General features: G+C 64.1%; 10 protein-coding genes. 3 read left to right on the plus strand and 7 right to left on the minus strand.

Annotated features, from left to right (window positions below):
- Nucleotides 1–10 precede the first annotated feature (10 nt).
- The 3 genes from EOD15_RS20535 to EOD15_RS20545 are packed head-to-tail and all read right to left on the minus strand — an operon-like array spanning nucleotide 11 to nucleotide 3,017.
- Nucleotides 11–283 carry a hypothetical protein gene (locus tag EOD15_RS20535; protein ID WP_245463724.1) on the minus strand — a complete coding sequence of 91 codons (273 nt, stop codon included), beginning with the start codon at nucleotides 281–283 and terminating at the stop codon, nucleotides 11–13.
- The gene (locus tag EOD15_RS20540; protein WP_127408774.1) at nucleotides 280–2,553 is read right to left on the minus strand and encodes a xanthine dehydrogenase family protein molybdopterin-binding subunit; all 2,274 of its coding nucleotides are present in this window, start codon (nucleotides 2,551–2,553) and stop codon (nucleotides 280–282) included. The genes EOD15_RS20535 and EOD15_RS20540 overlap by 4 nt, the downstream gene beginning before the upstream one ends.
- Nucleotides 2,554–2,555: 2 nt before the next feature.
- Entirely contained in the window at nucleotides 2,556–3,017 is a 462-nt protein-coding gene (locus EOD15_RS20545; RefSeq protein WP_127322485.1) for a (2Fe-2S)-binding protein, read from the minus strand.
- 122 nt (nucleotides 3,018–3,139) lie between these two features.
- On the opposite strand from EOD15_RS20545, the gene EOD15_RS20550 reads away from it, so the two are divergent.
- The gene (locus EOD15_RS20550) at nucleotides 3,140–3,736 is read left to right on the plus strand and encodes a TetR/AcrR family transcriptional regulator (protein ID WP_127322484.1); all 597 of its coding nucleotides are present in this window, start codon (nucleotides 3,140–3,142) and stop codon (nucleotides 3,734–3,736) included.
- 33 nt (nucleotides 3,737–3,769) lie between these two features.
- Here the strand turns inward: EOD15_RS20550 and EOD15_RS20555 are convergent, their stop codons facing one another.
- From EOD15_RS20555 to EOD15_RS20565, 3 genes are all read right to left on the minus strand, one after another.
- The gene (locus EOD15_RS20555) at nucleotides 3,770–4,903 is read right to left on the minus strand and encodes a patatin-like phospholipase family protein (protein WP_127270167.1); all 1,134 of its coding nucleotides are present in this window, start codon (nucleotides 4,901–4,903) and stop codon (nucleotides 3,770–3,772) included.
- A 46-nt stretch (nucleotides 4,904–4,949) separates the two neighbouring features.
- Nucleotides 4,950–5,732, minus strand: a complete 783-nt coding sequence (locus EOD15_RS20560) for a 3-hydroxybutyrate dehydrogenase (RefSeq protein WP_127408775.1) — start codon at nucleotides 5,730–5,732, stop codon at nucleotides 4,950–4,952.
- A 186-nt stretch (nucleotides 5,733–5,918) separates the two neighbouring features.
- Nucleotides 5,919–7,007, minus strand: coding sequence for a citrate synthase/methylcitrate synthase (locus EOD15_RS20565; protein WP_127322910.1), 1,089 nt, complete (start codon nucleotides 7,005–7,007; stop codon nucleotides 5,919–5,921).
- A gap of 92 nt (nucleotides 7,008–7,099) precedes the next feature.
- Between EOD15_RS20565 and EOD15_RS20570 the strand changes: the two genes are divergently transcribed.
- A complete protein-coding gene (locus EOD15_RS20570) occupies nucleotides 7,100–8,239 on the plus strand; it encodes a citrate synthase (RefSeq protein WP_127408776.1) in 1,140 nt (379 codons plus the stop codon).
- 21 nt (nucleotides 8,240–8,260) lie between these two features.
- On the opposite strand, the gene phaR is transcribed toward EOD15_RS20570, so the two are convergent.
- Nucleotides 8,261–8,872 carry a polyhydroxyalkanoate synthesis repressor PhaR gene (gene phaR / locus EOD15_RS20575; RefSeq protein ID WP_027037157.1) on the minus strand — a complete coding sequence of 204 codons (612 nt, stop codon included), beginning with the start codon at nucleotides 8,870–8,872 and terminating at the stop codon, nucleotides 8,261–8,263.
- A 302-nt stretch (nucleotides 8,873–9,174) separates the two neighbouring features.
- Here phaR and EOD15_RS20580 point away from each other — a divergent pair.
- Nucleotides 9,175–10,005: acetyl-CoA C-acyltransferase (locus EOD15_RS20580; protein WP_127408777.1), on the plus strand; the 831-nt coding region annotated here is incomplete at its 3' end.

Here is a 10,005-nt window from a genome sequence, read left to right on the forward strand (position 1 = left end):
GCGCTGACTGTCATGTCGCGGACGAGCGACCGCGCTGGACATTGAAGGCGTGCACGCGCGTGCCGCCGTAATGCGCACCCGACCAGCGCGGTCGCTCGTCCGCGACATGACAGTCAGCGCAGCGCGGATGCGAGAACACCGCATAGACCTTGTCCCATTCGGACAGGGCTTTTGCTGTGTCGACTGCCACCGGCGCCGGCGTCTGGCTCTCTTGCGCGATCGCAAACGATGCTGCGAGCACAAGCATGGCAGCAGGCGTCAGCATGATGACGAGCTTCTTCATGCGAAGGCCACCGTTTTCGACAGCGGCAGCGTGCGGATGCGCTTTCCGGTGAGCGCGAAGATGGCGTTGGCGAGCGCCGGAGCCGCCGGCGGTGTGCCGACCTCGCCGACGCCGCCCATCCTGTGGAAGTTTTCCAGGATGGCAACTTCGAATACCGGGCACTGGAAGATCCGCATGGCGTCGAAATCGTGGAAGTTCGACTGTTCGACCATGCCGTCGGCGAAGGTGATTTCCTGCCCCATCGCCGCCGAAAGACCGTAGATGGCCGCCGAGATCAACTGCGCCTCGATGATGCCGGGGTCGAGCGCGGTGCCGACATCGGCGGCGATCCACACCTTCTCGATGCGGATGCCGGCCGGCGTGTCCGCCACCTGGACGATCTCGCCGACCCAGCTGCCGAAGGACAGCGTGAAGGCCATGCCCCTGGCCTTGCCGGCGGGCAGCGCCTCGCCCCATTTCGCCATCGCGGCGACTTTCTCCACCACCTTCACCGCCGAGGGATAAGCGGCCATCAGTCTCTTGCGCATCTCGACCTGATCGATTTTTCCGGCAATGGCGATCTCGTCCATGAAACCCTCGTGGAAGAAGCCGTTGACCGAGCTGCCGACCGAGCGCCAGGAGCCGACAGGGATGGAGACCGGCGCCGCGACACCAGTGACCCGGTAATTCGGGATGGAGTAGGGTTGGTCGTAGGCGCCATCGACGATGGTCTTGTCGGGACCGAGCGGCGATATCGAAGGGAACAGCCGGCGCAGCATGCCGGCAATCACCGATGGTGAGGCCATCTTCATGTCGACGGCCACCGGCATGCCATCGTCGCCAAGCCGCGCCTGGAACTTGCCGATAGCAGCCGGCCGGTAGGCGTCGTGGCGCATGTCTTCCTCGCGCGTCCAGGTTACCTTGATCGGACGCCCGCCCGTCTCTTTCGCCATCAACGCGGCACACAGCGCGTAATCCGTCTCGACGCGCCGGCCGAAACCGCCGCCCATGAAGGTGGTGTGCACATTGACCTTACCCTGCTCGATGCCGACCGCGTTGGCGCAAAGCTGCCGCACCAGGGTCGGCGCCTGGTTGCCGCACCAGATGTCGAGCGCACCGTCCTTGAACTGTGCCGTGGCGTTCATCGGCTCCATCGTCGCATGCGCCAGATAGGGCACGGCATAGTCTGCCTCGACGATCCTTTCGCGCGGCGCGTCGGCAAAAGCGGTATCGACGTCGCCATTGTCGCGCATCACCGACCCCTTGGTGGCAAGCGCCTGCTTCAGCACATCTGAAATGGCTGCGCTGCCGAGCGGGTATTCGGGATCGAACCACTGGGCGTCGATCGCCTCGGCCGCCTTGAATGCCGCCCATGTGTTGTCGGCGATGATGCCGAAGCCATGGCCATAATTCGTCTCAAGCGGCACGATCTTGATCACGCCGGGCATTTTTTCGGCCCTGGAAAGGTCCGCCTTGACCGGCTTGGCCCAGAAGCGCGGGCTCATCTTGACCGTGCCGTAGAGCATGTCCGGCAGCCTGACATCGATGCCGAAGATCGGCGCCCCGGTGACCTTGGCCAGCATGTCGATGCGCTTTTGCGGCTTTCCCAGCAGCTTCCAGTCGGCTTTGTCCTTGAGCCTGACTTCGTCCGGCGACGCCATCGCGGCGGCGGCCGCGGCGACCGCGCCATAGGTCAGCGACTTGCCCGACGCCTTGTGCAGGATCGAACCGTCGGCCGTTTTCAGATCGGCGGCGGCGACACCCAGTTCTTGCGCCGCAGCCGCGATCAGCATCTGTCGGGCGACTGCACCCGCTTGCCGCATCTTGTCAAAACCATCGCGTGTCGAAGCCGAACCACCGGTGCCCTGCAGGGCAAGGAACTTGCCGACCACACCCAGACCCGAGCGCACCGCCTGCGCCGTCATGCTCTCGTCGAAGAAGGCGAACGGACCGCCCTCTTGAAGGATCGCGGCGTTATAATAGGCATGGGATGCCGGTCCATGCTCGACCTTGACCCGGTCGAGCCCGACGTCGAGTTCCTCTGCGACCATGGCCGCCAGCGTCGTCGAGATGCCTTGCCCCATCTCGGCGCGCGGCGCGACGATGGTGATGGTGTTGTCGGCGCCGATCTTCACATAGGGGTTGAACGTCGCCTCGCCCTTGCCGAGTTCGGCCTCGAGCGGGTTCGGAAAAGGCTTGCGATAGTAGTAATAGCCGACGGCAACGCCGCCCGCGACAGCGGCAGCGCCGATCAGAAACGTGCGGCGGGCGATCTTTCCGACACTGGCCATGGTCAGAGACCCGCCGTCTTGAGCGCCGCGGCCTTCTTGATGGCCGAGCGGATTTTGGGATAGGTGCCGCAGCGGCAGAGATTGCCGCCCATGGCATTGTCGATGTCGGCATCGCTTGGGTTGGCGACTTCGTCGAGCAGCGCCACCGCGCTCATGATCTGGCCGGCCTGGCAGTAGCCGCATTGCGCGACCTGTTCCTCCAGCCATGCCTGCTGCACCGGATGCAGCTTCCCCGCGGTGCCGATGCCTTCAATGGTCTTGATAGCGCCGCTGACCTGCCCAACCGGGAGCGAGCAGGAACGCACCGGCTGACCGTCGACGTGAACCGTGCAGGCGCCGCAGGCGGCGATGCCGCAGCCGAATTTTGGCCCTGTCTTGCCAATGAGATCGCGCAGCACCCACAGCAGCGGCATGTCCGGATCGGCGTCGATATCGAATGATTGACCGTCAACCGTGAGGCGCATGGGGATACCCTTGTTGTCGTCCACTGCCAAGGGCGAAGCGGCCTCCCGGCCATTTCGCTCCGATACAGGTTGACAAATTTCGTCATTTTGTCAAATAAGATTTTGCAGGATAGAATTGCTCCATGAACCAGATCGAAGACATCACCGCCACAGACCCCAAACGCGTCCGTATCCTGGATGGCGCGATGAAGGTGTTTTTGGCCTATGGTTTCTCGCGCACCACCATGGACGATATCGCCCGCGCCGCAGACATGTCGCGCCCGGCGCTCTATCTCCTGTTCAAGAACAAGACCGACATTTTCCGCGCCATCGCCATGATGATCCTGTCACGCTCGGTCGAGGCGGCAAAGATTGCCCTATCCGGCGATGGCCCTTTCACCGAGCGCATGATGCGGGCCATCGACGAGGCATTCATCTCGATGATGGGCGCGGTCGTTGCTTCGCCGCACGGCGCCGAATTGCTGGACATGAAATCGAGCCTTGGCGATCTGGTAGGCTGCTGGCGCGGCGGGCTTGGCCAACACATCGGCGCCGCGATCGAGCGCGAGGCAGCCAGGAACGGCGTCGACCTGGCGGCCAGAGGCCTGTCGGCGCAACTGCTTGCCGACATGCTGCTCGACGGGCTGGAAGGCATGAAGGCGCGGATCAGAGATCCGGAGGGACAGCGGCAGGCGGCCGCTGCCCTGATCAGGGTGATCGACCTGACCTTGAAGGCATGATTGCGGACCAATCGATGCACATTGATTGGTCGCTCAGGCGCGCCGGCGCTCTGCCTCCGGGTTCTTGCGCGCCGCAAGAAATTCCTTGACCCGCCGGCCAGGTGCCGGACCGCGCACCGGCTTGAAGCCGTCATCGAGTTCGCCGGAGAGATCGAGCGTCGGTCGCTTGCCGACGGCCTCGTAATTCTCTTCCAGCCAGTCGCTGGCGGCGGTGCGGCCGAGATCACGCAGGTAGGTCAGAAACGCCCATTCGGCGTTGACCTTCGAGGACGCCGACAGGTCCTTGAACGCCTCGTCGGCATCGATGCGGTGCATGCGGATGTCGCGATACTCGCCATGCGGCAGACGGCCGGCGGCGATCAGTTCCTTGACGAAGGCGATCGAGCGGAATTCGCGCAGCAACCCGGCGTTGAAGGCGATCTCGTCGATGCGGTTCTGGATCTCGTTGGCGCTTCTTGGTGTTCCCTCCCGCACCACCGGATTGATCTGCACCAGAAGCACGTCCTCGGTCGCAGCCGTCTTGAAGAACGGATAAAGCGCCGGGTTGCCGCCATAGCCGCCATCCCAATAGGGCACCCCCTTGATCTCGACAGCACGGAACAGTTGCGGCAGGCAGGCCGAGGCCATCACCGTGTCGAGGTCGATCTCGCCATCGGAAAAGACGCGCAACTGTCCGGTCTCGACATTGGTCGCCGAGATGAACAGTTCCATCGACTTGCAGGCGCGGACATTGTCGAAATCGATCTCCTGCTGAACCACGTCGCGCAGCGGGTTGAAGCCGAGCGGATTGGCGACATAGGGCGAGAACACCCGCGACATGGTGTCGAAGAAGACATAGCCAGGCGTATTCTCGATCGACCAGTTGCCCCAGGCGACATCCCACGGCATGCGGTGTACCGGGCTGAACCGGCCCTTGGCCGCCACCGCGCGCCAGAAATCGTCAAGTTTCTGCCGCGCTCCCTCGACACCTCCGCGCACATATCCGTCGGCCAGCGCCACTGCGTTCATGGCGCCGGCGCTGGTGCCGGACACTGCTGATATTTCCAGCCGTCCGTCCTCCAGCAGGCGGTCGAGCACACCCCAGGAAAAGGCCCCGTGCGAGCCGCCGCCCTGAAGCGCGATGTTGATCTTCTTCTTTGTCTCCTCCGCCTTGCCGTTTTTGGTCATGGCGTCGTCCTTGGTTCGTTTTGGATAGATGAGAAGATTTTGCGCCTCACGCGGCGGTCCAGCCGCCATCGACCGAGAGATGCGTGCCGTTGATCTGCGCTGCCGCGTCCGAGCACAGGAACACCGCCGCTGCCGCGATCTGCTCCACCGTGACGAATTCCTTGGTCGGCTGCTTGTCCAGCATGACCTCACGGATGACGGTCTCGCGATCCATCTGATGGGCTTTCATCTGGTCGGGGATCTGCGCCTCGATCAGCGGCGTCAGCACATATCCGGGGCAGATGGCGTTGCAGGTGATTTTTTCACGCGCCAGTTCGAGTGCGACCGTTTTGGTCAAGCCCATGATGCCGTGCTTCGCCGAGACATAGGCCGATTTGAACGGCGACGCGACTAGGCCGTGCGCCGAGGCGATGTTGACGATCCGGCCACCGCCGGCCTCCTTCATCAGCGGGATCGCGGCTGCAATGGTGTGGAACGCCGACGACAGATTGATGGCGATGATGGCGTCCCATTTCTCGATCGGAAAGTCCTCAACCGGCGCGACATGCTGGATGCCGGCATTGTTGACGAGGATATCGACCGATCCGAATGTCTCAGCCGCCTTGGCGACAAGCGCCCGGCATTCCGCCGGTTTCGACATGTCCGCCTTGATGTAGGCGGTTTTCACCCCGTGCTGTTTGGCGATCGCATCAGTGATGGCGTGGTCGGCGGTCGTGTCGGAGAAAGAGTTGACGACGACATTATGGCCTTCGGCCGCCAAGGCCTGGGCGATGGCCAGCCCAATGCCCGATGTGGAGCCGGTGATGACTGCGGTTTTTCTAGCGGCCAAGGGCGGAGTCCTCTGGTTGCGGCAAGAGCGAGCTTATGTTGCACTGCAGCATATACGCTCAATGCGACGCAATAACAGCGGCCAGAATTTTTGAGGAGATGAAATTTTCGTCATGAGCGGCCACACGGCCGCTCACCAGGAGGATATCGTTTGGATCGCCGGTCGCTCGCCAGGCGCCGATAAGCCTCAGGCAGCCAGCTCCGGCACCGGCCCGACATAGCGCGACTGCGGGCGGATCAGCCGCCCGGTCGTCTGCTGTTCGCGCGCATGCGCGATCCAGCCGGCGACGCGCCCGGCGGCAAAGACATTGCTGAAAGCTTGTGGCGGAAAGCCCGCCGCCTCCAACAGCAGCGCGGTGAAGAACTCTACATTGGTCTGCAGCGAGCGCGACGGCTTGGCGATCCGCAGCACGTCGAGCGCTACCTGTTCCACTGTCTCCGCGAATGCCAGCCGGCGGCCGGTTTCGCCCTCGCCGCCGAGTTGCCGCACGACGGCCTTCAGCACGTCGGCGCGCGGATCGCGCACACGGTAGATGCGGTGCCCGAAACCCATGATGCGCCTGCCGTGCGAGATCTCGTCGCGAAGCCAGCCGGCGGCATCGCCATGCGCCTGGATCGCATCCAGCATCTCGATCACCGGACCGGGCGCCCCGCCATGCAGCGGCCCCTTTAGCGCGCCGAGCCCGGCCAGCACGGAGGATGTCAGGCCGGCCTGCGTCGAGGCCACCACGCGCGTCGCAAAGGTCGATGCATTGAGGCCATGATCGCAGACGGTCACGAGATAGGTATCGAGCGCCTTCGCCAGCGCCGTCGAGGCGACGCTGCCGCTCAGCATCCTCAGCATGTCGGCGGCATGATCGGCGCGGCTGTCCGGCGCGATCGGCTGCTCGCCGCGCTGCAGGCGCAGCAGAGCCGGCGTCAGCACGGCGGGCGCTGCGATGAGCAGCAAGGCATCGGTCAAGGTCTCGCCGTCCGGCAGCAGCGCCATGCCGGCGCGCATGGCGCTGTAAACATCGAGCGACGCCAGCAGGGGCAGCGAGGGCAAGAGCCGTTCGAACACCTCGGCGCGTGCCTGGCCCAGTGCCCGCGTCAGTTGCGCCTCATCGGGAAGGTCGTCGAAGAAGCCGTCGAGCAGCAGCCGCATCACCTGGGCATAGTTCAAGCGGCCGGCCAGCTCCGGCAGCGAATGACCTCGGATCGTCAGACGGCCACCAAGACCATCCACATCGGAAAGCACGGTTTCCGCCGCCACCACGTCATCGAGCCCATTCGCCATAGCCTGTCTCCTTGAAGCATTTCCGGATCGGAGATAGAGATGGGCAACGTTTCCATCAATCTTGATCAATAGAATCAATATCAGGGCTCGATATGTCCGAGTGGTTGTCCCGGGAAGAGGCGCTTGAGCGCCTCAAGGTGCGGGCGCAGACGCTGTACGCCTATGTCAGCCGTGGGCGCATCGGCATGCGGCCCGACCGCGCCGATCCGCGCCGCAGCCAGTACCGCGCCGACGATATCGCCGCACTGGCGACCCGCCGGGCGCGCGGACGGAGCCCATCAGTCATCGCAGAAAGCGCCATTGCCTGGGGCGAACCCTCGATCGCAACGGCGATCTCGACCGTCTCGCACGGTCGGCTCATCTATCGCGGGCAGGACGCCGCAGTGCTCTCCGGGCACGCCACACTGGAAGAAGCCGCCGCCATTCTCTGGGCTCTGCCGGAACCGGTGGCTTTCGAAGCACCGTCGCCGGATGTGCCCCATCAAGCCGGCCGGGCCTCGGCTTTTGCGCAACTTGCCGTGCTTGCCGGCCGAGGGCGCCCGTCGCTTGGGCGCAACCGGGCCTCGCTGCATGCCGATGCCGCGCACGCTGTCGGCGTGCTGGCCGCCGCGCTGGGCGCACCGGCAGGACCAGATCCCGTCCATCAGCGGCTGGCGCAGGCCTGGTCGGTGGACGCCGGCGGCGCCAATGCGATCCGCCGCGCGCTTGTCCTGCTTGCCGATCATGAACTGAATGCGTCGACCTTCGCCGCGCGCGTCGCAGCCTCGACCGGCGCGCCGCTGGCCGCTTGCCTGCTGGCCGGGCTCGCGACGCTGTCAGGCCCTCGCCATGGCGGTGCCGGCGAGGCGGTGATGCAACTGGCCGAGGATGCGGCCCGACATGGCGCCGATGCGACGATCCGGCGCTGGCTCAGCCACGACCGGCCATTGCCGGGGTTCGGTCATCAGCTCTATCCCGACGGCGATCCCCGGGGCGCCGCGCTGCTGTCGGTGATCGAGGTTGACGGCACACTATCGTCGCTGCGCGATGCTGCCCTTGCCGCGACCGGCGCGCTTCCCAACATCGACTTTGGGCTGGCAGCGCTGACGCGCTGCCTTGGCTTGCCGCGCGATGCGCCGTTTCGCCTGTTTGCGCTCGCACGCAGCGTCGGCTGGGCCGAGCACACGGTCGAACAGATAACAAGCGGAAGTGTCATCAGGCCGCGCGGCCGCTATGAGGGCGTGCTGGTGTAGGGGCGCAAGAGCGCCAAGCGCTCAGGACATCGTGTCGAGCTTGCGCTGCATGGCCGCGATCTGGTCCTTCAGTTCCTGAAGATCGTCGGGTTTTTCTGACGTTTCCTTCCTGGCCGGCTCGGGCGACGGCGCGGCGGCTGGCGCGGTGCCGGCGGGCGGGAACGGCGTGAACAACCGCATCGCATTCTGGAACATTTCCATGTTGCGGCGTGTCTGTTCCTCCAGCGCCTTGATCGGCGTGGTGATCTTCATCATGTCGAGCGGCGACTTGCCGATCGCCCCCTTCATCTGCTCGCGAAAGCGCTCCTGCTCCTTGGAAAAGGCAAGCATCGACTGTTCGAGGAAGCTCGGCACGATCATCTGCATCTGGTCGCCATAATAGGCGATCAGCTGGCGCAGGAACGGGATCGGCAGCATGTTCTGCCCGTCCTTGTTCTCCAGTTCGAAGATGATCTGTGTCAGCACCGGATGCGTGATGTCGTCGCCGGTCTTGGCGTCCTGGACGGTAAACTCCTCGCCCTTCTTGACCATCTCGGCGAGGTCCTCGAGCGTTACATAGGTGCTGGTGCCGGTGTTGTAGAGGCGGCGATTGGCGTATTTCTTGATGATGATCGGATCGTCTTTAGCGGCCATCTACATCCTCCCGGGGACACCGGCGCGCCTCTGAGCAAGCCGCCGATAACGATTGTGCCTTTTTTTTGAGGATATGCGCAAAAGCTTCACAATTCCAAGCAGTTTGTGCAGTGCGGGATCACTAAATGCTGCATAGCAGGCAAAATATGCTGCGCAGCAATGGACGAATGGTCGCCATGGCAAGGCACGGCCTGCTTGCGGCGCATGGGCGCCATGCCCATTTCCGGTTTGACTTGGGGTTGGGAAAGGGCAAGAAAAGTCCCCAACGACAGAGCAACACCCCTTGAAGTCTGGAGAAGAAAATGTCCGCTTCCATCGTCATTGCCAGTGCGGCGCGCACGCCGGTCGGCTCCTTCAACGGCGCCTTCGCCGCCACCCCGGCGCATGAACTCGGCGCCGTCGTCATCAGGGAATTGCTGTCGCGTGCCGGTGTCGAACCAGGCGAGGTCGATGAGGTCATCCTCGGCCAGGTGCTGACCGCCGCGCAAGGCCAGAACCCGGCCCGCCAGGCATCGATCAATGCCGGCCTGCCCAAGGAAACCACAGCCTGGGGCCTCAATCAGGTTTGCGGCTCGGGTCTGCGTGCCATTGCGCTCGGCATGCAGCAGATCGCCATCGGCGACGCCAAGGTGATCATCGCCGGCGGCCAGGAATCGATGTCGCTTTCGAAGCATGCCCAGCACCTGCGCGCCGGCGTCAAGATGGGCGACTTCAAGCTGATCGACACCATGATCAAGGATGGGCTGTGGGACGCCTTCAACGGCTATCACATGGGCAACACCGCCGAAAACGTCGCGCGTCAGTTCCAGATCACCCGCGAAGACCAGGACCAGTTCGCGCTCGCCTCGCAAAACAAGGCCGAGGCCGCGCAGAAGGCCGGCAAGTTCAAGGACGAGATCGTCGCCGTCACACTCAAGGGCAAGAAGGGCGACACCATTGTCGACCAGGACGAATACATCCGCCACGGCGCCACGCTCGACGCCATGATCAAGCTGAAGCCGGCCTTCGACAAGGACGGCACGGTGACCGCCGCCAACGCCTCCGGCATCAATGACGGTGCCGCCGGCGCGCTGCTGATGAGCGAGGCGGAAGCGGTGAGGCGCGGCATCACCCCGCTGGCACGCATCGTGTCC

This window comes from Mesorhizobium sp. M7A.T.Ca.US.000.02.2.1 (assembly GCF_003996995.1).
GTDB lineage: Bacteria > Pseudomonadota > Alphaproteobacteria > Rhizobiales > Rhizobiaceae > Mesorhizobium.

Excerpts from the sequence above, each read along its gene's own strand:
- EOD15_RS20535 (WP_245463724.1), bottom strand. The coding sequence starts at position 283 with ATGAAGAAGCTCGTCATCATGCTGACGCCTGCTGCCATGCTTGTGCTC.
- EOD15_RS20540 (WP_127408774.1), bottom strand. The coding sequence starts at position 2,553 with ATGGCCAGTGTCGGAAAGATCGCCCGCCGCACGTTTCTGATCGGCGCT.
- EOD15_RS20545 (WP_127322485.1), bottom strand. The coding sequence starts at position 3,017 with ATGCGCCTCACGGTTGACGGTCAATCATTCGATATCGACGCCGATCCG.
- EOD15_RS20550 (WP_127322484.1), top strand. The coding sequence starts at position 3,140 with ATGAACCAGATCGAAGACATCACCGCCACAGACCCCAAACGCGTCCGT.
- EOD15_RS20555 (WP_127270167.1), bottom strand. The coding sequence starts at position 4,903 with ATGACCAAAAACGGCAAGGCGGAGGAGACAAAGAAGAAGATCAACATC.
- EOD15_RS20565 (WP_127322910.1), bottom strand. The coding sequence starts at position 7,007 with ATGGCGAATGGGCTCGATGACGTGGTGGCGGCGGAAACCGTGCTTTCC.
- EOD15_RS20570 (WP_127408776.1), top strand. The coding sequence starts at position 7,100 with ATGTCCGAGTGGTTGTCCCGGGAAGAGGCGCTTGAGCGCCTCAAGGTG.
- phaR (WP_027037157.1), bottom strand. The coding sequence starts at position 8,872 with ATGGCCGCTAAAGACGATCCGATCATCATCAAGAAATACGCCAATCGC.